Raw genomic sequence first — 24,189 nt, 5'->3', positions numbered from 1 at the left:
TGGATGTACTGCGGTTAGAACAGCCGCTCGCGGGCGGGCCGCCGACCGGGTCGCCGATGCCGCCGATCACCCCGCCGGTCGCGCCCGTGGCGACGCCGCCGGTGGCGCCGGCCCAGCCGGGCGGCCGCGCCGAGGAGTTCGTCTCACTGCTGCGCGAGACGCCCGCGGCGGGTCAGGGGCGGCGACCCCTTCCCGACCGTGCGGGTGACCGGAGAGGACCTGCGCCGGGCGGGCCTCGGGCCGAACAGCCCGGCGAACGGCCCAGCGAACGGCCCAGGGAACGGCCCGGTGGAGAACCCGGCCGAGGGCGACATCCCCACGCGGATGGCTCCGCCCCGCACCCCGCCGACCGGCCCGTCCGGTCCGCCCGCGTACCCCGGCTCGCCCGTGTCGGGCCCGGCTCCCACGACCGGTGGGCCGCCCGCGCCGCCGCGTGGCCGGGCGGACGAGTGGCCCACGCCGATGCTGCGCCCGGAGGGCGACATCCCCACCCGGCGGGTGACCTCCGAGGAGGTGCGCCAGGCCGTCACCGGCGATCCCACGGGACCACGCGCGGCGTCCTCGGCGTTCACCCAACCCGGTTCCCCACAGCACGGGTCCCCACAGCACGGCTCCTACGAGCACGGGTCCTACGAGCAGGGGGACGTGGCGGCGCGCGACCACGCGCTCTTCGGGCACGCGCCCGAGATCTACGAGCGGACTCCGCACATCCACCAGCCGAACCCCGCGCCGTTCATGCCGACCGTGCGGGTGCCGCCGCCGACCGTGCCGCCCATGGCGTTCCCGCCCGGGGGGCTGTTCCAGCGCTCCAAGGCGTACGGCGTGGCGAGCGCGCTGCTGCTCGTCGTGATGACGTCTCTCGCGGTCGTGGCGCCGCTGCTGGTGTGCCTGGTGGCCGTGCCGGCCGTGGTGCTGCTGCGGGCCGCCGACATGGCCCAGCCGCACCTCAACTCCCGCCGTCCGGCGGGCGCCGCGGCGGCCGACGTGCTGCGGGTGCTGAGCCGTCCGGCGGAGCTCGTGAAGTCGATCGGCGTCACGATCGCGCTCGTGCCGTACGCGCTGATCCTGGGGCTGCCGGTGACGCTGCTGCTCACCGTCCTCCTCGGCGGCACGCCCGCGCTCCGGCTCGCGGCGCTGAGCTGGGGGATCGCGACGGCCTTGTGGACGATCTGCGCGGGGCCCGGAGTGGTGGGCCCGGGCAGGCAGATGCGGCGGACGCTGGCCTCACTGGTGCCCGGTGAGGGAGCGGCGAAGGGGCTCGCCTGGGGGATCGGCGCCTTCGCGGTGCTGACGGCGGCGATCGCGCTCTCCAGCCTCCTGGGTAAACAGACAGCAGGGCACTTCTGGGGCCCAATCGACGTTGTGTCAGTACTGGAACGACTGAGAGACCTGCGTAACCAGGCGGGGAACGGGTGACGGGGGACGACATGTCGGCTACTGAGGCTCCGGAGAGGATCGGGCCCTACCGGCTGCTCAGGCAGCTCGGCGAGGGCGGCATGGGGGTGGTCCATCTCGGTCTGGACGCGGAGGGGCGCGAGGTCGCGGTCAAGGTCCTGCATCCGCACGTCGCCACCGACCTCAAGGCGCGCGACCGGCTCACCCGCGAGGTCGAGACCATGCGGCGGGTGCGCAGCAAGCGCGTCGCCGAGGTGCTCGACGCCGACCTGACCGGCGCCGCGCCCTACATCGTGACGCGGTACGCCCCCGGGCGGACCTTAGAGCAGACGGTGCTGGAGGACGGGCCGCTCGCCGACGACGGCGTGATCCGGCTCGCGGTGGGGCTGTGCGAGGCCCTGGTCGCCATCCACGCGGCCGACGTCATCCACCGCGACCTCAAGCCGGCCAACGTGATGCTCGTGGACGGCGAGCCGCTCGTGATCGACTTCGGCATCGCCCACCTGGTCAACGCCACCCGGCTGACCCAGACGGGGATGTTCGTCGGCACGCCCGGCTACCTCGCTCCGGAGATCATCCGGGACACCGAGATCACCCAGGCCGCCGACGTGCACGCGCTGGCGGCCACGGTGTTCTTCGCGGCGACAGGGAAGGCGCCGTTCGGCTCGGGCACGTTCGAGTCGGTCTGTTACAACATCCTCGAAGGCAAGGCGCAGGTGGATCTCGCGCCGGCCTGGCTGCGGGGCTGGCTCCGCTCCGCGCTGGCGCCCGAGGCCACGTCACGTCCCACGGCCGCGTCGCTGCTCCGGCTCACCCGTTCGCTCGACCCCTCGGTCACCGTGCTGCAGGAGTCCGCCCACGAGCCGCCACGTGACGGCGGGACGCGGATCCTGGACGGCACGCGCGTGCTCGACGAGCCGGCGCGGGGGAACACGGGCGGCTTGAACGGGGGCGGCCCGGTGAACGGCGCCAACGGAAGCCGGACCTCCATGCTGCCGGCCGACGACGACAGCTACTCCGACCTGCTGCCGCCGGTGAACTACGTGGAGCCGGAGCGCCCCCGCAGGGAGCCCCGGGGGCCCCGGCAGCGCCGCCCGGTGTCCGCGCCGCCTCCGGCGCATCCGCAGGCCCCGCCGTACGGGCAGGGGGGCCCGCCCCCGCCGCCGTACCAGCCTCCCGGGTATCAGCAACCCGTGTACCAGCCGTACACCGACCAGCGGGTGGCGGGCTACCCGGAGCCCCGGGTCGCGCCGCCGCCGGCTCCCGTCGCGCCGCACGAGCCCGAGCCGAGGCGGGCCCCCTACCGGGCCCCGCATCCGGTGCTCGCGGCCCTGCTGCTGGCCACGATCGTGGCTCTGGCCTGCCTGCTGCCGGTCGTGGTGAGCCTGTTCGCCGTCGTGGCGGCGCTGTGCCTGCGGGTGGGGCAGTACCTGCTCGGCGATCTCGCCGACCGCCGGGCCGCGCGGGGCAGCAGCGGGGCCGACCCGCTCCTCGCGGTGCTCGGCACGCCCTGGGCGCTGATCAAGGCCGGGCTGGCGACGGTGGTGCAGGTGCCGCTGGCCGTGATGTTCGCGATGTGCGTGTGGGGCGGGTTCCGTTACCTCGGCGGGGTCAGGCCCGACCCCGCCGCCGCGTACGCCGCGGGCGCCTTCGTGGCGGGGCTGTTCCTCCTCCCGGGCGGGAAGGCCCCCCGCAAGGCCGTGTCCCGGACGCTGAGCGCGGTGATCCGGAGCCCCGGAGCGGGAATGATCGTGACGATCGCGGTCGGCACGGTCGCGCTGTTCGCGGTCATGACGGCGCTGTCCGCGGACGCCTCGTGGGTCCCCTGGCGGCCGCCGTCGGTGGCGGTGGACCACATCGTCGCGGATCTCAAACAGAAGGGTCAGGACACGGTCGTCAACCTGATCGGCGGCGTGATCGGGGACATCATGGACAGGATCGGCCTGGGCTTCCTGACCTTCTGGACCTGACCGCCCCGGTCCCTCGGTGAACCGGGAGGCCCCGAGCGAAGCGGGGGCCCCGAGCGAAGCGGGAGACACAGTTTGGGTACGCCGGAACAGCTTGGTCCCTACCGTCTGGTCTCCGCGCTCGGCTCCGGGGGGTTCGGTGAGGTCCACCTCGCGCTCGACCCCGACGGGCGCACGGTGGCGGTGAAGGTCCTGCATCCCCACGTCGCCTCCGACGGGTTCGCCATCGCCCGCCTCGCCCGCGAGGTGGAGACCATGCGCCGCGTTCGCGGGGCCCACGTCGCCGAGGTGCTGGACGTCTCGCTGTCGGGGGAACGGCCCTACATCGTCACCCGGTACGTCCAGGGCAGGCCGCTCAGCACGGTCGTGGCCAAGGACGGTCCGGTCGCCGGGGCCGACCTGCTGCGGCTCGCCCTGGGGCTGGCGGAGGCGCTGGAGTCCGTCCACGCGGCCGGCGTCGTCCACCGCGACCTCAAGCCGGCCAACGTGATCGTCTCCGAGCGCGAGCCGTACGTGATCGACTTCGGCATCGCCTGCGCGCTGGAGTCGGCCTCGGTCACAGCCTCGGGCGCGGTCGTCGGCACGCCCGGCTACCTGGCCCCCGAGGTGCTGGAGGGCCGGGAGGCCGGGCCGGAGGCCGACGTGTTCGCCTGGGGGGCGACGCTGGCCTTCGCCTCGTCGGGGCGGCAGCCGTACGGGACCGGGCCGGCCGCGGCGATCGCCTACCGGGTCGTCCACCGCGAGCCCGACCTGTCGGGCGTGCCGTCCTGGCTCGTCCCGATCGTGGAGCGGTGCCTGAGCGCCGATCCCGCGGACCGCCCGGCGACGGCCGAGCTGGCCGGGCTCCTCAAGGAGGCCGCCCCGGTGCTGGACGGGATCGAGCCGGCGCGGCCCGGCCTGTCGGAGGCGCCCACCCAGCAGTGGCGGCCCGGTGACCGGCGGCAGAGCCGGCCCTCGCGGGGAACCCGGCGGGGAGAGGTGGACGACACGCGCGCGGCGCACCGGGAGAAGCTGCACCGGCGCTGGGTGATCGGCTCGGCGGTGGTCGTCGGCCTGTTCGCCGCCGCGGCGCGCGCCGACCTGCCCGAGGTGTCGCTTCTCCTGCTGGTGCTCTACGGCATCGCCCTGCTCGTGGACGCGGGGTTCGGGCTGATGGGGAAGTCGAGGCGGCGGCTCGTGGTGGACCTCGCGGGCGGCGTCGGGGCCGTCGCGGTGTGGGCGCTGCTCAGCACGTTGTTCAGCACGGCGACGCTCCTCCTGGCCGTCGGCACCGTCCTGTTCCTGCTCGTCATGCTCGTGTTCGCGAGCTGAATCCCGCTGGGGGCTAGGAGAACCAGTTGCCGCCGAGCTCCCGGATGGTCTTGCTGCCCTGGGGCACCAGCAGCGCCTCGCTCAGCACCTGGTTGACGTGCTTGGGGTCGTTGACCATGCCGAACAGGAAGAACGAGCCGCCGTCCGCCGTACGGAAGCCGAAGACCGAACCGTGCCCGGCGAACGCGACGTACGCTCCCTTGTACACCTTGGGGAACACCTTGCGGCTGTAGCTGTCCTTGGCCAGGCGGTAGCCGGAGGCGCCCTCCTTCTTCTCGTTGTTCCAGAAGTTCAGGTACTCCTCGGCCACGGCACGCGCCACGGTGGTGTCCATGTCGGTGATGTAGCCGTCGGCGTCGAGCCGCGGCTCCGGCATCCGCTCGCCCCAGTGGATCGGTGTCGCGACGGCCAGTCTGAACGACTGCCCGGGGGAGCGGAAGAACGCGAGCACGTGGGGGCGGGCATGGCCCTTGGTGTCCTTGTAGGTCGCCTGGGCGATGAACCAGTCGCCGATCGGCTGCTGCCGCTCCGGCCTGGGCAGGTAGATCGTCGGGGTGCCGGTAACGTTGATCGGCTTGTGCCCCGGCTTCGTCCCGAAGATCTCGTGGTTGCGTTCGATCACGCCCTCGTGCAGGGCCGCCTCGACGAACAGCGCGTCGAGCCGGTCGTTCTGGTTCCACCACTCGCGCTTCCGCAGCGTCGCGTTGTACTTGCCCACCCACTCCCGCAGGGCCTGCCTCGCCTGGGAGATGGTCAGCCCGGTCTCGCCGGCGGAGGGAGTGGGGGCGGTGCTCGACGCCGGCCGGGGTGACGTGACCGTGCTCGGCGCGTCGGCGCGGTGGGCGACCAGATCGGTGACCACACCACAGCCGGACAGGCTCACGACAACAGCCACGATCAGCCACGTCCCACGCACCGGCAGAGACCCCCCAAGATCAGCCCCAAAATGCCAACATATCGGACACCGGAGCACGGTGAGCGCCGCGTGGTCCCGCCTGCTTACGATCATGGAGTGGCGGGCGTGGGCGGCGGGCGCCGCTCGGAGGTCCCGGCTACAGGGACCTCCGCGACGTCTCCGGAACATAGTTCGGTAGGGTGGCAGTGGGCGTGACCGGGTTCTGGGTAATTCCTCAACCGAAGGACGCGGCCGTAAAAACCTGGAGGTTTGCACCTAAGCTACCGATGGGTAACATACGCCTTGGGGGGACCAGGGTCAGTTCGACACCCGGGCCACCTGCACAGGCGCGCCCGCGAGCACCTGGCAGTCTTGCATCACGTGCGCGTACCCCGCGCCACGTACCGAGAACCGCGGCGTCAGCCGTACGGAAAGGGGAGGTCGGCCACCGGCCATGAACATCGTCGTCTGCGTGAAGCAGGTCCCCGACACGGCGACCGAGCGCAAGCTGAGGTCCGATGACAAGACGCTCGACCGCGACGCCGCCGACGGCGTCGTGAACGAGCTCGACGAGTACGCGGTCGAGGAGGCGCTGCGGCTCAAGGAGGCCCATGGAGGCGAGGTCACCGTCCTCAGCATGGGCCCCGCCAAGGCGACCGAGACCATCCGCAAGGCCCTGGCGATGGGCGCCGACAAGGCGGTGCACCTGCACGACGACGCGCTGCACGGCTCGGACGCCCTCGGCACCTCCTACGCCATCTCCCAGGCCCTGAAGAAGATCGGTTTCGACCTGGTGATCCTGGGTTCCGAGTCGACCGACGCCCGCACCGGCATGCTCGCCGCGATGCTGGCCGAGCGGCTCGGCGCCCCGCAGCTCACGCTCGCCAGCAAGGTCGAGGTCGAGGGCACCTCGATCCGGGTCGAGCGGATCACCGACTACGGCTACGACAAGGTCGAGGCGTCGCTGCCCGCCGTCGTGTCGGTGGTCGAGAAGATCAACGAGCCGCGCTACCCGTCGTTCAAGGGCATCATGGCCGCCAAGAAGAAGCCGGTCGAGACGCTCGGCGTCGCCGACGCGGAGATCGCGGCCGACCAGGTGGGCCTGGCGAGCTCCTGGAGCGAGGTCGTCGACTTCGCCGCCGCCCCGCCGCGTGCCGCGGGCACCGTGATCAAGGATGAGGGCGACGGCGGAGCCAAGGCCGCCGAGTTCCTCGCGTCGAAGAAGTTCATCTGAGGGGCTTGGGATGAGTGAGATTCTGGTTCTCGTCGAGCACGTCGACGGTGACGTCAAGAAGGTCACCCTCGAACTGCTGACCCTGGCCCGGTCGCTGGGCACCCCGGCCGCCGTGTGGGCCGGCCCCGGCTACTCCGACGCCGCGAAGGCCAGGCTCGCCGAGTACGGCGCCGAGAAGATCTACGTGGCGGCGGCCGACGAGATCGGCGACTACGTGGTGGCTCCCAAGGCCGAGGTGCTGGCGCACCTGGTGGCCGAGCGGTCCCCGGCCGCGGTCTTCGTCGCCGCGACCGGCGAGGGCAAGGAGATCGCCGGCCGCCTGGCGGTCAAGACGGACTCCGGCGTGATCTCGGACGCGGTGGGCGTCGGCGAGGGCTTCGTCGCCGAGCAGTCCATCTTCGGCGGCGGCGTCAACGTCCACAGCCGCGTGACCAAGGGCACGCCGATCATCACGGTCCGGCCGAACAGCACCGCCCCCGTCGCCGCGGCCGCGGCCGGCGCCGAGGAGAAGGTGGAGGTCGCGCTGTCGGACGCCGCCCGCGCGGCCAGGATCGTCGAGCGGGTCGTCCAGGAGAAGGGCGCGCGTCCGGAGCTGACCGAGGCCGCGATCGTGGTCTCCGGCGGCCGGGGCGTGGGCTCGGGCGAGAACTTCGCGATCATCGAGAAGCTCGCCGACGCGCTCGGCGCGGCCGTGGGCGCCTCGCGGGCCGCGACCGACGCCGGTTGGTATCCGCACCAGTTCCAGGTCGGGCAGACGGGCAAGACCGTCTCCCCGCAGCTCTACATCGCGGCCGGCATCTCCGGCGCCATCCAGCACCGGGCCGGCATGCAGACCTCCAAGACCATCGTCGTGATCAACAAGGACGCCGAGGCGCCCCTGTTCGAGATCGCCGACTTCGGTGTCGTGGGCGACCTGTTCCAGGTCGTCCCGCAGCTCACCGAGGAGATCGAGAAGCGCAAGTAGGACCCGGGCCGGAAGCGGCGCCGCACGAGGAGTGCGGCGCCGTTTCCGTCTGCCGGGGCGGTCCGGGAGTCACGCGGCCAGGGGAAGGGACCGCTCCTCGTCCTCCGCGGAGGCCCGCAGCGGGATGATCTCCGTACGGGACGCGGGCAGCAGCCGTGCGGCCACGGCGATGACGACGCCGAGCACGACCGCCACGCCCATCGCGAGCCGCAGCGAGGCCGCGGTGGACAGGAAGCCGATGACCACGGGCCCGAGCAGCAGGCCCGCGTAGCCCATCGCGCTCGCCTGCGCGATCGCCGGGCCGGGCTCGCGCGTCGCGGTCCCCGCCAGCGACAGCGCCATCGGCGAGATCGTCGCCACCGACAGCCCGATGAAGAACAGCCCGGCCACGGCGGCCACGGTCACCGGCGCGGCGATGACCACGAGGAACGCGAGCGCGGTGGCGGCGCCGGAGAACGTGATCAGCCCACGCGCGCCGTAGCGGCCGCGAAGCCGGTCGCCGGCCAGCCGGGCGAGCAGCATGCCCGCCTCGAACACCGGGTAGCCGAGCGCGGCGACCGCCTCGGAGGCGTGCAGCGTGCCGATCAGGTAGAGGCCGTTCCAGTCGGCGACGACGCCCTCCACCATGAACGCGGCGAAGGTGACCGCGCCGAGCAGGTAGACGACCCCGGGCAGCCTGCGCCGGGCACGAGCCTGCGCCTGGCCCGCCTGGTCCGCCTCGGGCGCGGGGTCGGGCAGGTGCAGACGGCTCAGGGCCAGCGCCGCCGGCACCGACACCAGGGCGACGACCAGGATGTGGACGGTGAGGGACAGGCCCAGGGAGATGGCCGCCGTGCCCAGCAGGCCCGCCGAGATCGCGCCGACGCACCATCCCGCGTGCATGCCGCTCATGATCGGCCGGCCGTACGCGCGCTCGACGGTCGAGCCCTGGGCGTTCATGCCGACGTCGACCGCGCCGAACGCCATGCCGAACAGCGCGGCGGCCACGGCCAGCACCGGGAGGGACGGCGCGAACGCGACGAGGACCAGTGACGCCGCGCACAGGGGAGCGGCCGCGCGCAGGACGCCTCGGCTGCCGATCCTGGCCAGGACGACGCGCATGAGCTGCATGGTGAGCAGCGCGCCGATCCCCCAGCTGAGCAGGGTGAGCCCGACCGACGACTCCGGCAGGCGGAGCCGGTCGGCCAGCGCCGGGAGGCGCACGGTGAAAGTTCCACACATAAGGCCGGCCAGGACAAAGGTGAGGACTGCCCCGTGACGGGCCTTCCTCAAAGCGCGGGTCATCACAGCTTCCTTTCCAGGTGAGTGGAGTGGGTTTCCGGGCCCGGTTTTACGGGCAGACACCAGCAGGTCGCCCTTTCACGGCGGAGCCGGAAGGAAGGGCGACCACCAGGTGTGGGTCAGGGGTCAACAAGCGGCGCTGTTCACAAGCGGCGCGCTACAACAGGGCGAGCAGCCTGGCGCGGATCGCGGCGTAGTCGATGATCGCCGCACAGTGGGTGGCGACCTCCCAGACGCCCTCACAGGCCAGCCGTACGACCTGGGAGGTCAGGGGGTCGGGCTCGTCGTCCAGGCCCTGCCGCATCCAGCGGTCCATCGCCTCGCGCAGCGGCGCGAGCAGTCCGGGATCGCCGGCCGCGCCCGTGACCACGGCCCATCGTCGCAGCCGGCCGGTCTCCACGGCCTCGAACGTCGCGGCGACGTACGCCCGGGTGTAGGTGCTCTCGGACTGCGCCTCGATGAGCGCGTCGAAATCGGCGATCAGGCGCTCGATCATGCCTTTGACGAGCGCGTCCTTGCTCGCGAAGTGATAGAGGAGACCGCCCTTGCTGACACCGGCGCGCTCGGCCACCGCCGCCAGGGTCAGGGCCTGGGCGCCCTGATCCTGCAGCAGGCCCTCGGCCGCGTCCAGCAGTTCGTCCCTCCTCATGCCCTCTACTGTACCGTCTGGACGGTTAAGTTGCGACACGTGCCGGTGTCCTTTGCTCGCCCGGATACGCTTGGTGGGCTGAATACGTGTCAGGGAGGGGTCGTGGGAGCTGCTTATCTGGACCATGCCTCGACCACACCCATGCTGCCCGAGGCGATCGAGGCGATGACCGCCCAGCTCGGGCAGGTCGGCAACCCCTCGTCCCTGCACGCGGCGGGCCGCCGGGCCCGCCGGGTCGTCGAGGAGTCGCGCGAGACGATCGCCTGCGCGCTCGGCGCCCGCCCGAGCGAGGTCGTGTTCACGGCCGGCGGCACCGAGGCCGACAACCTCGCCATCAAGGGCCTGTTCTGGGCGAGGAAGCGGCCCAGGATCCTGATCAGCTCGGTCGAGCACCACGCCGCCCTCGACCCCGCCCACTGGCTCGGCGACAACCACGGCGCCCGGATCGAGCTGCTGGAGGTGGACGAGCGGGGCCGGGTGCATCCGGAGACGCTGCGCGAGGCCATCGCCCGCGACCCGGACGACGTGGCGCTGGTGAGCGTCATGTGGGCCAACAACGAGGTGGGCACCGTGCAGCCGGTGCCCGTGCTGGCCGCCATCGCGCACGAATACGGCATCCCCTTCCACACCGACGCGGTGCAGGCGGTCGGCCAGCTCCCGGTCTCGTTCGCCGAGTCCGGCGTGGACGCCATGACCGTCTCCGGCCACAAGGTCGGCGGTCCCGTGGGCGTCGGGGCGCTGCTGCTGGCCCGGGGCGTCGATCCGGTGCCCGTCCTGCACGGCGGCGGGCAGGAACGCGACATCCGCTCCGGCACTCTCGACGCCCCGGCCATCGCCGGGTTCGCGGCGGCGGTCGAGACGGCCGTCGCGCGGCAGCCCGCCACCGCCGAGCGGCTGTCGGCGCTGCGCGACGACCTGATCGAGCGCGTACGGCTGGCCGTGCCCGACGTCGTGCTGAACGGCGACCCGGTCAACCGGCTGCCGGGCAACGCCCACTTCTCGTTCCCCGGCTGCGAGGGGGACGCCCTGCTCATGCTCCTCGACGCCAAGGGCGTGGAGTGCTCCACCGGGTCGGCCTGCTCGGCCGGGGTCGCCCAGCCGTCCCACGTGCTGCTCGCCATGGGTCAGGACGGCGTACGCGCCCGCGGCTCGCTGCGCTTCTCCCTCGGCCACACCTCGGCGGAGGAGGACGTCGACCGGGTCGCGGAGGTCATCGGGCACGTCGTCGAGCGCGCCCGACGTGCCGGTTTGTCGTAACCTGCCCTCGGAGCCCGGTGCAGCGCCACACGACCGTCGCGAGCGGCCCCCGCCGGAACCCGTGACCTCCCGCCGCCATCGCCGCGCCTACCGGGCCGTACGGCGCAGCAGCGCCCGTTGCAGTCGTAGGACCGCCCGGATGTGCCGTGACGAGCGCAGCCACTCCAGGCGGGCCTGGAGCCGGTCGCCCAGGTCGACGAGCAGCTCCTCGTCCGCGAAGCGCTCGATTTCCGGGAACATCTGCCGCTCCTCGTCCAGGTGGGCGTGCGACTCCAGCGCGTCGTGCATCACGCCCAGCTCCCGGTCGAACCGCTCGGTCCGCGGGTCGGCCCGCACCAGCGCCGCCAGCTGGTCGCTGAGCTGGCGGTGCTCGGACCAGGCCGCCGCGATGGCCGGGGTGATGTCCCGCATCGCGGGATAGAAGACGCTCTCTTCGATCCGCTCGTGCATCCACAGCTCGTCGAACAGCTCGTCGGCGAGCGCGCGCCGCCGGCCGGGCTGGGAGCGCGGCGTCTCCCGCAGCTGCCGCATGAGCCCCCGCAACACCTCGTGGTGCTCCACGAGCACCCGCGTCGCCGTCTTCCGCTCCCGCCGGGCGGCGCCTGCGGCGCCTCCGTGAGCACCTGCTGCCTCCTCCTCACGGCTGCACCTCCTGCTGGTGGATCAGTGCGCTCCCGGGAGGGGCGGTGGCCGCGGCAGGCGCACGGCGCACCTCGATCCATCCGTCGCGTACGCGGGTCTGGAAGCACGGCACGGGCGCCGCGGCCGGGCCGTTCAGGCTCTCTCCGCTGGACAGCTCGAACCGGGAGCCGTGCCAGGGGCAGGTGAGGGCGCCGTCCCTGAGCCAGCCCTCGGACAGCGGGCCGCGCAGGTGCGGGCAGGTGTTCTCCAGGGCGTGGATGCGGCCGTCCGCGCGGACCAGGACGACGTCCACGTCGCCCGCCCGCGCCCGGCGAGGGCTCTTGTCGGTCAGGTCGTGCTCGGCCATGACGCGGACGAAGTGACGTGGTTCGAGCTGCCTGCCGGTCTGGTCGACCCCGATCCGGTGGCGGTAGACGAGCGTGCCACCCAGGAAGCCGCTGACCATGATGACGGGATAGCCGAGCAGGGCGGCGAGCCGCCCCCGCAGGTGGTGCCCTCGGCCCCGCTGCACCCACGACCAGCCGTACAGGCCGAGGGCGAGCGTATTCAGCGTGCCGTGGACCATGCCGACGCGCCGGGCGTGGTCGTGCGTGTGCTGCCAGTCGTGCAGGCCCGTCACCGCCGCGGCCAGCGCTCCGGCGAGGCCGACTCCCACGGCTGCGCGCGCCGCGCGTTTCTGCCCGGCGAGGTCCAGGACCAGCGCCGTCGTCCAGGAGCCGATCGGAAGGTCGGTGAACACCGGGTGGAGAGGGTGCCCCAGCCAGACGCCGTGCAGGAAGCCGCGGGTGCGGCCGCCGGTGATCCCGAGGAGGTTCTCGGTGAACGCGAGGCCCTGTTCGAGCCGATGACCCGCCCGGTCGAGGCGGTCATCGCCTTCGATCGCGTTCAGCAACCGGTCCAGTGCGCGCTGAGCCATGTCCGACCCCAATCCCATCGCCGGATCGGCCCCGCAGCCTGCGGGAACGGGCGGAACGCGGGCGCTCGCCCGCGCGTTGCGTCTATCGCGACGTGCCCGAGCTCAAATGCGGTGAAACGCGCCGAATGTCCGGTTCAGGTCAGGAAGGGGGCCACCGCACTCCATGAGGGGTCCTCGGCCACGTCGACGCGGGCCCGCCCCTCCTTCCACTCGGCGGCGATCTCCTCGACCACGGGCGGCACGGCCGCCGCGGGGTCGGCGTAGACGTGCAGCACCCGGCTGCGGTCGGCGCTCAGGTGGGCCGTCAGCACGGCCGAGCCGAGCGTGGCCAGCCGTCCGCTCAGCCGCTCCTCGAAGTCGCGCAGCGCGTCCAGGGAGGCTCCCGTGGGCAGCCCGTCGCCGTCGGCCTCCTGGTAGGGCAGCGTGACCGCGATGTGCTGGTCGAACAGCGGGAAGTCGACCGGCCTGAGGGGATAGCGGGCGGCGGCCGTCAGCCGGCCGCCGGTGGCGGTGTGGCCTTCGAGGAGCGCCCACTGCTCCTCCGCGAAGCCCTCCGCCACGTCGGCGACGACGGAGGGCAGGTGGATCGCGGGAAGGGCGTCGATCGGCTCGAACTCCGCGGCCACGATCTCGCCCACCCAGCGGGCCACCTCGTCCTCGCCCAGCAGCCAGTCGAGCGCGAGGAGGGTCGCCTCCATCCGCGTGTCGTCGTCGACGTCGGGGAAGATCGGGTGGAAGGCGGTGACGTCCACGCGCGGCGTGCCGGGCGGCACGCGCAGCGCCACCACCAGCCGGTCGAGGCCGAACTCCCGCCCGCCGACGTCGACCGTCAGATCCGCGGCCTGCGGGTTCGCCTGCCGCGACGGATGGAACTCCCACATCGCGTCCGCCGGCGGCGCGGCCAGGGCCCAGCGGTGGGCGAACGGCCGCAGCTCCGGGTCGCCGGACGCGCTGACGACCAGGGCGTTCACGGCCATGCGGCCGGGAGCGATCTCCCAGACGAGGGACGGATGAAGCGCGGTGACGGCGGGGCCGATCATCTCGGCCAGGGCCTCGGGGTCCTCCGCCTCGACGTGCGCGTCGATCTGGGGACGCGCCTGGTCCCACCAGGTCCAGAAGGCCGCGATGGCCTCGGCGGGGTCGGCGGACTCGCTCTTGCGCCCGAACAGTCGCATGACCCCGCATCCTCCCAGCCCGCCCGCCCCGATGCCAACGCGGGCGCGGCCCGGTGGGCGGTAACCTCGAACTGTTATGGGTCCCACACGAAAGCTCCGCGTCCTCGCCGCCATGTCCGGCGGCGTCGACTCCGCGGTCGCCGCCGCCCGGATCGCCGAGGCGGGGCACGACGTGACCGGCGTCCATCTGGCGCTGTCGTCCAACCCGAAGTCCTACCGCACCGGCGCCCGCGGGTGCTGCACGCTGGAGGACGCCCGTGACGCGCGCCGGGCGGCCGACGTCATCGGCATCCCCTTCTACGTGTGGGACATGGCGGAACGGTTCCACCGCGACGTGGTCGAGGACTTCGTCAGCGAGTACGCCGCCGGGCGCACCCCCAACCCCTGCCTGCGCTGCAACGAGAAGATCAAGTTCGAGGCGGTGCTCGACCGGGCGCTCGCGCTCGGCTTCGACGCCGTCGCCACCGGCCACCACGCGCGGCTGGAGGACGGCGTGCTGCGGCGCAGCGTCGACGAGGCCAAGGACCAGTCGTACGTGCTGGGCGTGCTCACCCGCGAGCAGCTCGCACACGCGATCTTCCCGCTGGGCGGCTCGACCAAGGCGCAGGTGCGCGAGGAGGCGGCGCGGCGCGGGCTTACCGTCGCCGACAAGCCCGACAGCCACGACATCTGCTTCATCGCCGACGGCGACACCCGGGCGTTCCTCGCCGATCGGCTCGGCGCGTCCGAGGGGCCCATCGTCGACGCGCTCACCGGCCAGGTGGTCGGCAGCCACCAGGGGGCGTACGGCTTCACGGTCGGGCAGCGCAAGGGCCTGCACATCGACCGGCCGGCCGCCGACGGCAGGCCGCGTTACGTGCTGTCGATCGAGCCGGTGTCCAACACGGTCACGGTCGGCCCCCGCACCTCACTGGAGGTCCGGAGCATCGTGGGGGAGCGGCCGGTGTGGAACGGCCCGGTGCGGGAGCCGTACGAGCCGATCACCTGCACGGTCCAGTTGCGGGCGCACGGCGAGGTGTACGGCTGCCGCGCCCAGGTGTCCGGAGGCGAGCTGCACATCGAGCTCGACCGCCCGGCGACCGGCGTCGCGGCGGGGCAGGGCGCCGTCCTGTACGACGGGGAGACGGTCATCGGCTCCGCCACGATCGCCTCGGCCGTCTGAGATCAGGAGATCTCGACGGACTCCCCGGCCGGGATGCGGCGGAAGTCGGCCTTCTGCTTGTCCGCCTCCATGCCGAGCCAGTTGTCGATCAGCTTCGCGCCGATCTCGTTGACCAGCCCGTCGTGGGTCGAGTAGGCCCGGGCGGGCCGGACGTAGCGCAGGTAGAGGATCGTCTCGGCCGCCTTGAGCCATGGGCCGTTGGTCGGCACGAGCAGTGTGGGAACCTCGGCGCCCGGCGGCGTCAGGGCGTCACCGGGGTAGAACACCTCGTCGTCCACGAAGAAACCGACGTTCTGCACGGGCGGAACTTCGGGCAGGTTGAGCGCATGCCACTCGCCGACCGCCCGCACGTGGAAGCCCGCCGTCTCGAAGGCGTCCCCGTGGTGGACGACCTGGACCTTCGCCGGGATTTCGCCGAGCTGGTCGGCGACGGCCCGGCAGGTGTAGACCTCCAGGTCGGGGCTCGCGTTCCTGAGCAGATTCGCGTCCACGTGGTCGAAGTGCTCGTGGGTGATGAGCACGGCGTCCGCGCCCTCGATGAGCCCCTCGCCGCTGAACGAGCCGGGGTCGATGACGAGCGTCCGCCCGTCCTTCTCCAGCCGCCAGCACGCGTGACCGAGTTTGGTGAGTTTCATGTTCCCTAAGCTAGTGACGTGAGCGACTATCCGTGGAGCGAGGCCACGGCCACCGGTGTGGGGTCCTACCCGGGCGAGGACCATCTGGAGGCGGTCAGGACGGCCTTCGGTGAACTGCCCATGCCCTACCTGCCCGAGCTGCCCGCCCGGGGCGTGGGCGCCGACATGATCGGCCGTACGGCGTCACTGCTGGTCGAGCTGCCCGTGGAGGTGCAGCCGTCCGGCTGGCGGCTCGCCGACCGGCCGGGACGGGACTTCAAGCGGGCCAGGGATCACCTCACCCGCGACCTCGACGGCCTGGAGGAGGTCTCCCAGGGCTACGAGGGGCCGTTCAAGATCCAGGCATGCGGGCCGTGGACGCTCGCCGGGGCGATCGAGCTCAGGCACGGCGACAAGGTGCTCGCCGACGCGGGAGCCGTACGCGACCTGACCGAGTCGCTGGCCGAGGGGCTGGCGCAGCACGTGGCGGAGGTCCGGCGCCGGGTCCCGGGAGCCGACCTCGTCGTCCAGATCGACGAGCCGGGGCTGCCCGGGGTGCTGGCGGGCACGGTGCCGACCGCGTCCGGCTTCGGGCGGCTGTCCGCCGTCGAGTCCCCGATCGCGGCCGAGCGGCTGAAGACCGTGCTCTCCGCGCTGGAGCCCGCCTTCCCGGTCGTCCACTGCTGCGCGCCGGGCGTGCGCGACGGTCGAGTCCGTACGGCGGGAGCGCGGGGCGTGTCGGTGGACGCGGCGCTGCTGCGCCGCCGCGACGAGGACGCCATCGGGGAGACGATCGAGAAGGGGCTCGCCCTGCTGCTGGGCGTCGTGCCCGGGGTCGACACCCGGCTGCCGGACGTCGGCGTGGTGGCCAAGCCGGCGGTCGAGCTGTGGCGCCGCCTCGGCTTCCCGCCCGCCCGGCTCGCCGAGCAGGTGGTGCTCACCCCCGCCTGCGGCCTGGCCGGGGCCTCGCCCGCGTACGCGAAGGCGGCGCTGGCCCGGTGCCGGGAGGCGGCCCGCGTGCTGCGCGAGGACCCCGGGGAGTGACGGGCGCTGCGGCTCGCAGCGGGGATGGATGTTCACACAGCCACAGTGAGATTCACTGAAGGAAGCTCCATGGCATCGCGTGGGGTTCCGATGGTTGCCTTGAGGCATGAATCCGATCACCGCCGTAGAGCGGACCGTCGTACCGGCCCGGGAGGCGAGGGCGGTGCGGGTGCCGCAGGGCCGGCGCGTCAGCGTCGTCGATCTCGAAGGCGGCCAGGTGGGCGACGTCTTCGCCTTCGCCGCCGATGACGTCACCGAGCACCTCAGCGCCTCGCACACGCGCAGTGCCACGAACCGGTTGTTCCCCGCGGTGGGGGAGCGGTTCTTCACCGATCGCCGTCGGCCGATCCTGACGCTCGTCTCCGACACGTCCCCGGGCCGGCACGACATGTTGATCGCCGCGTGCGATCCGGAGCGGTACGCCGCGCTGGGTGCGCAGCCGTCACACGCTTCGTGCGCGAGCAACCTGCACCGGGCGCTCGCCTCGATGGGTCTGGCCCTTCCCTTCACTCCGCAACCGGTCAACGTCTTCATGCGGATTCCCGTCGACGAGGAGGGGCGGCTCGACTGGCTCCCCGCGGTCAGCCGACCGGGAGACGCGATCACCTTCCGGGCGGACATGGACTGCGTTCTCGTGGTCTCCGCCTGCCCGCAGGACCTGGTGGACATCAACGGCGGCGTACCGACGTCGCTGGCGATCGACGTCCTGCCCGAATCCGACTGAACCCACGTTTCGAGGAGTGCGTTTCCGATGAGCGCGTTCACCCCGGATCATCCGGCCCTGCTGCCTTTCCGCTTCGCCGGCCTCGACCTGCCCAACCGGCTCGCGGTCGCGCCGATGACCCGGGTCTCCGCGGCCCCCGACGGCACGCCGACCCCGGAGATGGCCGACTACTACTCCGAGTTCGCCGAGGGCGGCTTCGGTCTGGTGATCACCGAGGGTACCTACACGGACACCGTCTACAGCCAGGGCTACCGCAACCAGCCAGGCATCGCGTCGGACGCCCACGTCGCGGCCTGGCGGGAGATCACCCGCCGCGTGCACGCCGCGGGCGGACGGATCCTGCTGCAGCTCATGCACGCCGGCGCGCTGTCCCAGGGCAACCGCTATCGCGACGAGACGGCCGGGCCGTCCGCCGTGCCGCCCCGCGGGGAGATGATGCCCGAGTACGGAGGATCGGGCAGGTGGCCGATCCCCAGGGAGATGAGCACGGCCGACATCGAGACGGCGATCGCCGGGTTCACGGCTTCGGCCGTACGGGCCCGGGAGGCGGGTTTCGACGGCGTCGAGGTGCACGCGGCCAACGGCTACCTACTGGACCAGTTCCTCACCGACTACACCAACCGCCGTACCGACTCGTACGGAGGCGACGTGGCCAACCGGGTGCGCCTCACGGCCGAGGTGGTGGCCGGCATCCGGGCCGAACTGGGTCCCGGCTTCTGCGTGGGGGTGCGGCTGTCCCAGGGCAAGGTCAACGATTTCACGCACCGCTGGGCCGGGGGCGCCCAGGACGCGAAGATCATATTCTCCGCGCTCGCCGACGCGGGCGCGACGTACCTGCACGTCGCCAGCGAGGGCCGCGACTGGATCGAGACCGCCCGCCTCGACGGCGACGTCACGATCACAGCCCTGGCCCGCGAGGCGACCGGCCTTCCGGTACTCGCGAACGGCGGCATGCACGACCTCGCCCAGGCGGCGCGGGTGCTCGCGGACGGCCATGCCGACATGCTGTCCGTCGCCAGGGGCGCGCTGGCCAACCCCGATCTCCCGCGGCGTCTCGCCCAGGGCCTGCCGCTGGACCGGTTCGATCACGGGATGCTGGAGCCGATGGCGACGCTCGGCAACGCGCGCCGGTGGTCGCGTACGGCGCGGGCGATGTCCTGATCGCCGGGATGCGACACTCGGCACGCGGGGGACGGTGGAATGACGGCCGCGCGACCGGCCGGGAGAGGAAGGACGCGGGATGAGCGCGAACTGGCGTGACGGCGCCGCGGCCGTGGTGACCCTGACCTTCGACGTCGACGCCGAGACGCCGGTGCTCGCGCACGGACGCGAGTACGCCCGGCACGCGAGCACCATGTCGCACCAGGCGTACGGCCCGGAGGTGGGCCTGCCGCGCATCCTGGACCTGCTCGGCGAACTCGGCGTTCCGGCGACGTTCTTCGTCCCGGGCTGGGTCGCCGAGCAGCGGCCGGGGCTGGCCGCGTCGATCGTGGAGCGCGGGCACGAGGTGGCACATCACTCCTACAGCCACCGCCCGCCCACGTCGATGACCGCGAAGGAGGAGCGCGCCGATTTCGAGCGTGCCCTCGAGGTCTTCGCCCGCCAGGGCATCGAGATCGCCGGGCATCGGGCCGCGCTGTGGGAGGCATCGTGGCAGACCGCCGGCCTCGTCGCCGAGCACGGCCTGCTCTACGACTCCTCCCTGATGGGCGACGACCGGCCGTACCGGCTGGTCACCGGGTCCCGCGACATCGTCGAGCTGCCCGTGCACTGGTCGCTCGACGACTGGGAGCAGTACGCCTACCTCCCCGCGCCGCACGTCGGATCGGTGATCGAGTCTCCGGGGAAGGTGCTGGAGTTGTGGCGCGCCGAGCTCGACGGGATGCGCCATTACGGATGCCTGTTCAACCTGTGCGTGCACCCGTTCCTGTCCGGTCGTCCGGGGCGTGCCCTGGCGCTGCGCCGATTCGTCGAGTACGCGCTGGAGTGCGGGGACGTGCGGTTCGCCCGGTGCCGCGAGGTGGCGGAACTGGCGGCGGCCGACCCGGATCTGACCACGCGCCGCCCCTCCCCGCCGGTCGTCGACCCCGAGGTCTATCCCGCGTAGGCGCCGTTCGCGGGCGCGGTCGGCAGGCAGGGGCGGCAGGCGCGCTCGGCAAGCGTGCTCGGCAGGCACGGTCGGCAGTGCTGCTCAGCTTGTCTCGGCGGCGAGGGCGAGGAACAGGTCGACGCGGTCCTCGGTGCGTCCCACGTCCCTGCCGGTCAACTCGGCGATCTTCGCCAGCCGGTTGCGCAGGGTGTTGACGTGGATGTGCAGGGCCGCCGCCGTGGCCGCCCACTGCCCGTCGTGATCGAGGAAAGTACGCAGCGTCGCTTCCAGGTCGCTCCCGCGGCGATCGTCGTGCTCCCGGAGGGGACCGAGCAGGCCGCGGGAGAAGCCGCGCAGCGTCTCGGAGTCCACCAGCCCGAGCAGCAGCCGGTGTGTGCCGAGCTCGGCGAAGCCGCGAACCGCCGGTCCGTGGGGGGAGCGCCGGAGCACCCGGCACGCCTCCCGCGCGTGCAGCAGCGGCTGCCGGAGCCCCGCCGCGTGCGGAGCCCACCCCGCCGAGCCCCGCGACCGCCCGCCGGCCCGGGAAACGCCTGTTCACGGCCGCCAGAAGGCGCTCGGCGAGCAGGGGGAGCTCGGGCTCGGGATGCCGCCAGGAGAGCACGGACACGACGTCCTGCGTCCCTCCGGCCACCAACGCGGGGATCCCGGCGGCGGAGAGGAACTCGCCGGCCAGCTCGGCAAGGCCGTGCGCTGTGGCGGGCTCCGGCCCGGAGAAGGCCAGCGCGAACACGGCCAGCGGCCCCGCCGCGTCCACGCCGAACGCCTGCAGCCTGCCGGCCACCTCGGCCGTGCGCCCGCCGGACAGCACCATCTCCAGCAGTTCGCCCGCGAAGCGCATCTCGATGGCCTGCACCGCCTGCTGCTTGGCCACCTCGAGGCTGAGGAACCTGGCCGCCTGCTCCAGCGCCGCCTGCTCGGCAGGTTCGAGGCCGGACAACGGGCGCAGGCAGATGAGTGCCGCGTCGACGTCGCCCACCGCTCCCACGGGGAAGAGCGCGGCGAGGGTCTCGCCTCGGTCCAGCTCCAGCTTCAGCTCCAGGGGCGGCGGCCTGCGGGCCAGCCCGGCGGCCACCGCTCGCGCCTGGGCGTCGTCGAGGTCGGCCCCCGCCGCCGCCAGCACCCGGCCCATCCGGTCGACCACGGCGAGAGGCAGGTCGTGGTCCCGCCGGAGTACGTCGAGCACGCCGGAGGGGCCCGCCCCACGCGAGATCGCGGTCGCCAGGGCGTCGCCCCTGCGGACCATTCCGACCAGGGCCTGCTGGCGCTGGTCCGTGTACATGGCGGAGACCGCCTGGGAGACCTCCGTGAACGGCACCGCCGGGGCGATCTCCAGCAGCGGCAGGCCGGCGTCCCGGCAGGCGCTCACCAGCTCCGGCGGCGTGCTCGGGGTCTGCGGGCGCAGCCCGAAGACGATTCCCGCGGCCCTCGCCAGCCGCACGTTCGCCACGAACTCGGCGGCGCTCGCCTGTCCCGCCCACAGGCCGTTGGTCAGCACCAGCTCTCGCTCCCTGACGTACGGTGAGGGATCGGGGAGCTCGGTGTTGTGGACCCACGCGACGGGCTCGTCCAGGGCGCCCTCCGGGCCGGGCACCAGCACCTTCAGCTTCAGCGACGCGTTCGCGACCAGGGACCGCAACGTGAACACCGTGTGAATGTACACAGTGGTCGGGTTGATTACTAGAGCTTCGTCCACTTACCGGCCTCTGTCCCACCTGCTTGTGTGGTGGGTGTCACACCAGCGTGTGACGCCAGCACTATCAGGAGCAGCCATGCACAACCCCCCTCCTACCGGCCCCTCTCCTTCCGGCTCGGCGGACTCGGTCCGCTTCGACTCCCACGGCATCGAGCCCATCTCCCCCTCGGCACGCGACTCCACGCCGTGGCAACAGTTCTGGATCTGGACGGGCGCCAACATCGCGCCTATCAACTGGGTCCTCGGCGCCCTCGGCGTCACCCTGGGCCTCAGCCTGATCGAGACCATCGTCGTCGTGGCCGTGGGCAACCTGGTGGGCTGCGCCGTGTTCGGCCTGTTCAACGTCATGGGACATCGCACCGGGGTCAACCAGATGGTGCTCGGTCGCGCGGCCTTCGGGCGCCGGGGGGCGATCGTGCCGGGCCTCGTCCAGGGTCTGCTGACCATGGGCTGGGTCGGGGTCAACACCTGGGTCGTGCTCGACCTCGTGCTGGCGACCCTCGCGCAGCTGGGGATCCAGGGCGGCACCGGTCTGAAGTATCTGGTGGCCGCCGTCATCATGGGCGTCCAGCTCGTCCTGGCGCTGTACGGCTTCTACGCCATCCGCACCTTCGAGAAGTACACCGTGCCGGCCACCGTGGCGCTCATGGCCCTCATGACCGTCCTCGCGGTGAGCCAGGCCGACCCGCAGTGGACGACCGCCGCGGCGGCGCCGGAATCGAAGATCACCGCGGTCACGCAGCTCCTCACCGCGATCGGCGTCGGCTGGGGGATCACCTGGCTGCCCTACTCCGCCGACTACAGCCGCTTCGTCCGGGCCGGTGCGTCCGCCCGGTCCGTGTTCTGGTCAACCGCGCTCGGCATGTACGTGCCGACCGTGTGGCTGGCCGCGCTCGGGGCGTACCTGGCCGCCTCGGGCAGCGGAGCGGACCCCGCCGGCCTGGTGACGAGCACCTTCGGGGTGATGGCGATTCCCGTGCTCCTGCTGATCATGCATGGGCCGGTCGCCACCAACATCCTCAACCTCTACTCCTGCTCGCTCGCCGCCCTGTCCGTCGGCATCCGGATCGCACGGTGGAAGCTCACCCTCGTCGCGGGCCTCGTGGCGTCCGTCGTGCTCGCGGTGTTCGTCCGGGCCGACAGCTTCGCCCACGCCTTCGACAACTGGATGGTCTCGATCCTGGTGTGGATCAGCCCGTGGGCGAGCATCGTCCTGGTCGACTTCTTCCTCCTGCGCCGTGGCCGGATCGATGTGCTCTCCCTCTACCGCGACGACGCCTTGTCCGGCGGCGGGACCGGCCGGCCCGCGTTGATCAGTCTCGGGCTGGGCCTGCTCGCGGCGTGGAGCTGGCAGTTCGGCATGGTGCCCGCGACCCAGGGCCCCATCGCCCGGGCGCTGAACGACACCGACTTCTCGTGGCTCGCCGGCGGCCTCGTCGCGGGCGGGCTCTACTACCTGCTCGCCCGGGCGAGGACCGGCCGTACGTCCCCGCAGCGGGAGGAGGCGTTGTCCCGATGAGCGCGCGGATCCGCGTCATCACCACCGGAGGCACGATCGCCTCCGTGCCGGGCGGCGGCGCGGTAAGCGTGGCCGTCTCCGGCCGCGACCTGGTCGGCGCGGCCGGAGGACCGGCCGTGACCGTCGAGGTGGACGAGGCGATGCTCGTCCACAGCTTCAACCTCACGCTGGACGGCATGCTGCGGATCGCGGAACGGGTCGCCGCGGCGGTCGCCGACCCGGATGTGGACGGGGTCGTCGTCACCCACGGCACCGACACGATGGAGGAGACCGCGTTCTTCGTGGACCTGCTCCTGGGCGCCGGCCGGACCGTGGTGTTCACCGGGGCGCAGCGGCACGCGGGCGAGCCGGACGGCGACGGGCCGCGCAACCTCGCGGACGCCCTGCGGGTCGCCGCCGCGACCGCGGGCAGGGGGCTGGGTGCCGTCATCGTCATGGCCGGACGGGTCCACGCCGCACGGCACGCGACCAAGGCCGACACGGTGGCGCTCGACGCCTTCGACTCGCCCGGCTACGGTCCCGTCGGCCGCGTGCACGGCGAGCGCGTCCATATCGCCGCCAGGCCCGAACGTCTCCCCGGGTTCACCCTGGCGGAGCTCGGGGGCCTGGAGGCCCGGGTGGACATCGTGCCCGCCTACCTCGGCGCCGACGGCGTCCATGTGGCCGCCTCCCGGGCGGCGGGCGCACGCGGGCTCGTCCTGGAGGCACTGGGAGCGGGCAACCCGACCCCCGGCCTGCTCGGCGAGGTCCGCGCGTGCGTCGCGGCGGGCATCCCCGTGCTCGTCACCTCGCGCTGCCATGCCGGTCCGTCGCTACCGGTGTACGGGGCGGGAGGCGGAGCCACCCTGCGGGAGGCGGGCGCCGTCTTCGCCGGATCGCTCGCCGCGCCCAAGGCCCGGCTGCTGCTCGCCGCCGCCCTCGCGGCCGAGCCCGGGCCCGCCGAGGCGCTGGCCCGGCTCGGGCCACACCTCACTGTCTGAACGGACGAGCACACGCGCGAGGGGTGTGCGAGGTGATCCAAGCGGCCTCCCAGCTCATCCCCAAGTGATTCACAAGCCTTGTCACGTATCTCTTGACGTGCTGGAAGTTCAGACGTTCAGGAGAAAGACCATGCGAAGCGCCCCGCGCCTTCTGCTCCCTCTCGCCGCTGCCGGGCTGTCCGCCGCTCTGGCCGCCGGTCTTGTCGCGGCGCCCGCCGCGGCCTCCGGGTCGTCGGCGGCGTCGTCCGTGTCCGCGGCGGAGACCTGGGAATGGGGGCCGACGGCGTCCACCGACACCAAGGGCTGGGCGAACGGGTACGTCCGGTCGGGCTCGTCGGGCCTGCGCATCGTCGGCGACCTCTACGACGCGGGCGGGGCCAGGACCTGTTCGTGGGTGAAGATCAAGTGGCTCACCGACCGCGGGAAGTACCGCACGGCGACCTACCGCAACTGCTCCCAGTCCACTCCGCGAACGTTCACGGTGAACGCCGGGTACATGCTGCTGGCCAAGGCCATGGTCTGCCGGGGCGGCGCGACCCGGATCACAGGCAAGTGCTCTCGCTGGGAACGGGTCTGGACCCAGGGAGGTTGACCCTCGGCCGGTCTCTCTCCATCCACGGCGACCGGCCCGAGTACACCCGGACAAAAAGGAATGAA

The 24,189-nt window shown here is 72.6% G+C and carries 22 protein-coding genes and 1 pseudogene; 14 read left to right on the top strand and 9 right to left on the bottom strand.

Translation table 11 applies throughout. The features are described from left to right. The first annotated feature begins 198 nt into the window (after window positions 1–198). The 3 genes from B1L11_RS02825 (at window position 199) to B1L11_RS02815 (ending at window position 4,673) form a co-directional block, all read left to right on the top strand. Complete coding sequence (locus B1L11_RS02825) at window positions 199–1,416, top strand: hypothetical protein (protein ID WP_143736836.1); 1,218 nt, start codon at window positions 199–201, stop codon at window positions 1,414–1,416. Between the two features lie 11 nt (window positions 1,417–1,427). Beyond that, window positions 1,428–3,365, top strand: a complete 1,938-nt coding sequence (locus B1L11_RS02820) for a serine/threonine-protein kinase (RefSeq protein ID WP_079312909.1) — start codon at window positions 1,428–1,430, stop codon at window positions 3,363–3,365. Window positions 3,366–3,437: 72 nt separating this feature from the next. Continuing rightward, a complete protein-coding gene (locus B1L11_RS02815; protein ID WP_079312861.1) occupies window positions 3,438–4,673 on the top strand; it encodes a serine/threonine-protein kinase in 1,236 nt (411 codons plus the stop codon). Between the two features lie 13 nt (window positions 4,674–4,686). Here B1L11_RS02815 and B1L11_RS02810 read toward each other — a convergent pair whose 3' ends face one another. Next, window positions 4,687–5,568, bottom strand: a complete 882-nt coding sequence (locus B1L11_RS02810; RefSeq protein WP_143736835.1) for a hypothetical protein — start codon at window positions 5,566–5,568, stop codon at window positions 4,687–4,689. A gap of 454 nt (window positions 5,569–6,022) precedes the next feature. Between B1L11_RS02810 and B1L11_RS02805 the strand changes: the two genes are divergently transcribed. Both B1L11_RS02805 and B1L11_RS02800 read left to right on the top strand, forming a co-directional pair. Beyond that, window positions 6,023–6,802 carry an electron transfer flavoprotein subunit beta/FixA family protein gene (locus tag B1L11_RS02805; RefSeq protein WP_079312857.1) on the top strand — a complete coding sequence of 260 codons (780 nt, stop codon included), beginning with the start codon at window positions 6,023–6,025 and terminating at the stop codon, window positions 6,800–6,802. A 10-nt stretch (window positions 6,803–6,812) separates the two neighbouring features. After that, the gene (locus tag B1L11_RS02800) at window positions 6,813–7,766 is read left to right on the top strand and encodes an electron transfer flavoprotein subunit alpha/FixB family protein (protein WP_079312855.1); all 954 of its coding nucleotides are present in this window, start codon (window positions 6,813–6,815) and stop codon (window positions 7,764–7,766) included. A 69-nt stretch (window positions 7,767–7,835) separates the two neighbouring features. Here the strand turns inward: B1L11_RS02800 and B1L11_RS02795 are convergent, their stop codons facing one another. Beyond that, on the bottom strand, window positions 7,836–9,050 hold the full coding sequence (locus B1L11_RS02795; protein WP_079312853.1) for an MFS transporter: 1,215 nt from the start codon (window positions 9,048–9,050) through the stop codon (window positions 7,836–7,838). A 154-nt stretch (window positions 9,051–9,204) separates the two neighbouring features. After that, entirely contained in the window at window positions 9,205–9,696 is a 492-nt protein-coding gene (locus B1L11_RS02790) for a TetR/AcrR family transcriptional regulator (RefSeq protein ID WP_079312851.1), read from the bottom strand. 102 nt (window positions 9,697–9,798) lie between these two features. On the opposite strand from B1L11_RS02790, the gene B1L11_RS02785 reads away from it, so the two are divergent. Continuing rightward, window positions 9,799–10,953 carry a cysteine desulfurase family protein gene (locus tag B1L11_RS02785; protein WP_079312849.1) on the top strand — a complete coding sequence of 385 codons (1,155 nt, stop codon included), beginning with the start codon at window positions 9,799–9,801 and terminating at the stop codon, window positions 10,951–10,953. An 87-nt stretch (window positions 10,954–11,040) separates the two neighbouring features. Here the strand turns inward: B1L11_RS02785 and B1L11_RS02780 are convergent, their stop codons facing one another. The 3 genes from B1L11_RS02780 to B1L11_RS02770 form a co-directional block, all read right to left on the bottom strand. Beyond that, window positions 11,041–11,520, bottom strand: coding sequence for a hemerythrin domain-containing protein (locus B1L11_RS02780; protein ID WP_079312847.1), 480 nt, complete (start codon window positions 11,518–11,520; stop codon window positions 11,041–11,043). Window positions 11,521–11,590: 70 nt separating this feature from the next. Beyond that, the gene (locus tag B1L11_RS02775) at window positions 11,591–12,511 is read right to left on the bottom strand and encodes a Rieske 2Fe-2S domain-containing protein (RefSeq protein ID WP_079312845.1); all 921 of its coding nucleotides are present in this window, start codon (window positions 12,509–12,511) and stop codon (window positions 11,591–11,593) included. Window positions 12,512–12,645: 134 nt separating this feature from the next. After that, complete coding sequence (locus B1L11_RS02770; protein WP_079312843.1) at window positions 12,646–13,686, bottom strand: DUF695 domain-containing protein; 1,041 nt, start codon at window positions 13,684–13,686, stop codon at window positions 12,646–12,648. A gap of 76 nt (window positions 13,687–13,762) precedes the next feature. On the opposite strand from B1L11_RS02770, the gene mnmA reads away from it, so the two are divergent. Then, the gene (gene mnmA, locus B1L11_RS02765) at window positions 13,763–14,848 is read left to right on the top strand and encodes a tRNA 2-thiouridine(34) synthase MnmA (RefSeq protein WP_079312841.1); all 1,086 of its coding nucleotides are present in this window, start codon (window positions 13,763–13,765) and stop codon (window positions 14,846–14,848) included. A 2-nt stretch (window positions 14,849–14,850) separates the two neighbouring features. Here mnmA and B1L11_RS02760 read toward each other — a convergent pair whose 3' ends face one another. Continuing rightward, entirely contained in the window at window positions 14,851–15,483 is a 633-nt protein-coding gene (locus tag B1L11_RS02760; protein ID WP_079312839.1) for an MBL fold metallo-hydrolase, read from the bottom strand. Window positions 15,484–15,501: 18 nt separating this feature from the next. Here B1L11_RS02760 and B1L11_RS02755 point away from each other — a divergent pair, with 18 nt between their 5' ends. The 4 genes from B1L11_RS02755 to B1L11_RS02740 all read left to right on the top strand — a co-directional run bounded on the left by B1L11_RS02755 (window position 15,502) and on the right by B1L11_RS02740 (window position 19,337). Next, a complete protein-coding gene (locus B1L11_RS02755; RefSeq protein ID WP_079312837.1) occupies window positions 15,502–16,506 on the top strand; it encodes a methionine synthase in 1,005 nt (334 codons plus the stop codon). A 106-nt stretch (window positions 16,507–16,612) separates the two neighbouring features. Beyond that, window positions 16,613–17,230 carry a DUF1989 domain-containing protein gene (locus tag B1L11_RS02750; protein WP_079312835.1) on the top strand — a complete coding sequence of 206 codons (618 nt, stop codon included), beginning with the start codon at window positions 16,613–16,615 and terminating at the stop codon, window positions 17,228–17,230. A gap of 27 nt (window positions 17,231–17,257) precedes the next feature. Further along, complete coding sequence (locus B1L11_RS02745) at window positions 17,258–18,391, top strand: tRNA-dihydrouridine synthase (RefSeq protein WP_079312833.1); 1,134 nt, start codon at window positions 17,258–17,260, stop codon at window positions 18,389–18,391. A 79-nt stretch (window positions 18,392–18,470) separates the two neighbouring features. Further along, the gene (locus B1L11_RS02740; RefSeq protein ID WP_079312831.1) at window positions 18,471–19,337 is read left to right on the top strand and encodes a polysaccharide deacetylase; all 867 of its coding nucleotides are present in this window, start codon (window positions 18,471–18,473) and stop codon (window positions 19,335–19,337) included. Between the two features lie 84 nt (window positions 19,338–19,421). Here the strand turns inward: B1L11_RS02740 and B1L11_RS47855 are convergent, their stop codons facing one another. Beyond that, a complete protein-coding gene (locus tag B1L11_RS47855; protein WP_218670847.1) occupies window positions 19,422–19,769 on the bottom strand; it encodes a CdaR family transcriptional regulator in 348 nt (115 codons plus the stop codon). 91 nt (window positions 19,770–19,860) lie between these two features. Further along, a pseudogene (locus B1L11_RS54460) lies at window positions 19,861–20,931 on the bottom strand (PucR family transcriptional regulator ligand-binding domain-containing protein); the annotation flags it as partial. A gap of 178 nt (window positions 20,932–21,109) precedes the next feature. On the opposite strand from B1L11_RS54460, the gene B1L11_RS02730 reads away from it, so the two are divergent. From B1L11_RS02730 to B1L11_RS02720, 3 genes are all read left to right on the top strand, one after another. Continuing rightward, window positions 21,110–22,552, top strand: coding sequence for a cytosine permease (locus tag B1L11_RS02730; RefSeq protein WP_079312829.1), 1,443 nt, complete (start codon window positions 21,110–21,112; stop codon window positions 22,550–22,552). After that, on the top strand, window positions 22,549–23,532 hold the full coding sequence (locus tag B1L11_RS02725) for an asparaginase (RefSeq protein WP_079312827.1): 984 nt from the start codon (window positions 22,549–22,551) through the stop codon (window positions 23,530–23,532). The genes B1L11_RS02730 and B1L11_RS02725 overlap by 4 nt, the downstream gene beginning before the upstream one ends. 130 nt (window positions 23,533–23,662) lie before the next feature. After that, entirely contained in the window at window positions 23,663–24,124 is a 462-nt protein-coding gene (locus tag B1L11_RS02720) for a hypothetical protein (RefSeq protein ID WP_079312825.1), read from the top strand. Window positions 24,125–24,189 lie beyond the last annotated feature (65 nt).

It is taken from the genome of Microbispora sp. GKU 823 (assembly GCF_002027145.1).
GTDB lineage: Bacteria > Actinomycetota > Actinomycetes > Streptosporangiales > Streptosporangiaceae > Microbispora > Microbispora siamensis.
Note: the sequence above shows the minus strand (reverse complement) of the source record. Positions and strands in the feature narration are given on the sequence as shown.

What these genes read in the sequence shown, in the direction of transcription:
- B1L11_RS02820 (WP_079312909.1), top strand. Translation starts at nt 1,428, where the DNA reads ATGTCGGCTACTGAGGCTCCGGAGAGGATCGGGCCCTACCGGCTGCTC.
- B1L11_RS02805 (WP_079312857.1), top strand. Translation starts at nt 6,023, where the DNA reads ATGAACATCGTCGTCTGCGTGAAGCAGGTCCCCGACACGGCGACCGAG.
- B1L11_RS02800 (WP_079312855.1), top strand. Translation starts at nt 6,813, where the DNA reads ATGAGTGAGATTCTGGTTCTCGTCGAGCACGTCGACGGTGACGTCAAG.
- B1L11_RS02795 (WP_079312853.1), bottom strand. Translation starts at nt 9,050, where the DNA reads ATGACCCGCGCTTTGAGGAAGGCCCGTCACGGGGCAGTCCTCACCTTT.
- B1L11_RS02790 (WP_079312851.1), bottom strand. Translation starts at nt 9,696, where the DNA reads ATGAGGAGGGACGAACTGCTGGACGCGGCCGAGGGCCTGCTGCAGGAT.
- B1L11_RS02775 (WP_079312845.1), bottom strand. Translation starts at nt 12,511, where the DNA reads ATGGCTCAGCGCGCACTGGACCGGTTGCTGAACGCGATCGAAGGCGAT.
- B1L11_RS02770 (WP_079312843.1), bottom strand. Translation starts at nt 13,686, where the DNA reads ATGCGACTGTTCGGGCGCAAGAGCGAGTCCGCCGACCCCGCCGAGGCC.
- mnmA (WP_079312841.1), top strand. Translation starts at nt 13,763, where the DNA reads ATGGGTCCCACACGAAAGCTCCGCGTCCTCGCCGCCATGTCCGGCGGC.
- B1L11_RS02760 (WP_079312839.1), bottom strand. Translation starts at nt 15,483, where the DNA reads ATGAAACTCACCAAACTCGGTCACGCGTGCTGGCGGCTGGAGAAGGAC.
- B1L11_RS02750 (WP_079312835.1), top strand. Translation starts at nt 16,613, where the DNA reads ATGAATCCGATCACCGCCGTAGAGCGGACCGTCGTACCGGCCCGGGAG.
- B1L11_RS02745 (WP_079312833.1), top strand. Translation starts at nt 17,258, where the DNA reads ATGAGCGCGTTCACCCCGGATCATCCGGCCCTGCTGCCTTTCCGCTTC.
- B1L11_RS02740 (WP_079312831.1), top strand. Translation starts at nt 18,471, where the DNA reads ATGAGCGCGAACTGGCGTGACGGCGCCGCGGCCGTGGTGACCCTGACC.
- B1L11_RS02730 (WP_079312829.1), top strand. Translation starts at nt 21,110, where the DNA reads ATGCACAACCCCCCTCCTACCGGCCCCTCTCCTTCCGGCTCGGCGGAC.
- B1L11_RS02725 (WP_079312827.1), top strand. Translation starts at nt 22,549, where the DNA reads ATGAGCGCGCGGATCCGCGTCATCACCACCGGAGGCACGATCGCCTCC.
- B1L11_RS02720 (WP_079312825.1), top strand. Translation starts at nt 23,663, where the DNA reads ATGCGAAGCGCCCCGCGCCTTCTGCTCCCTCTCGCCGCTGCCGGGCTG.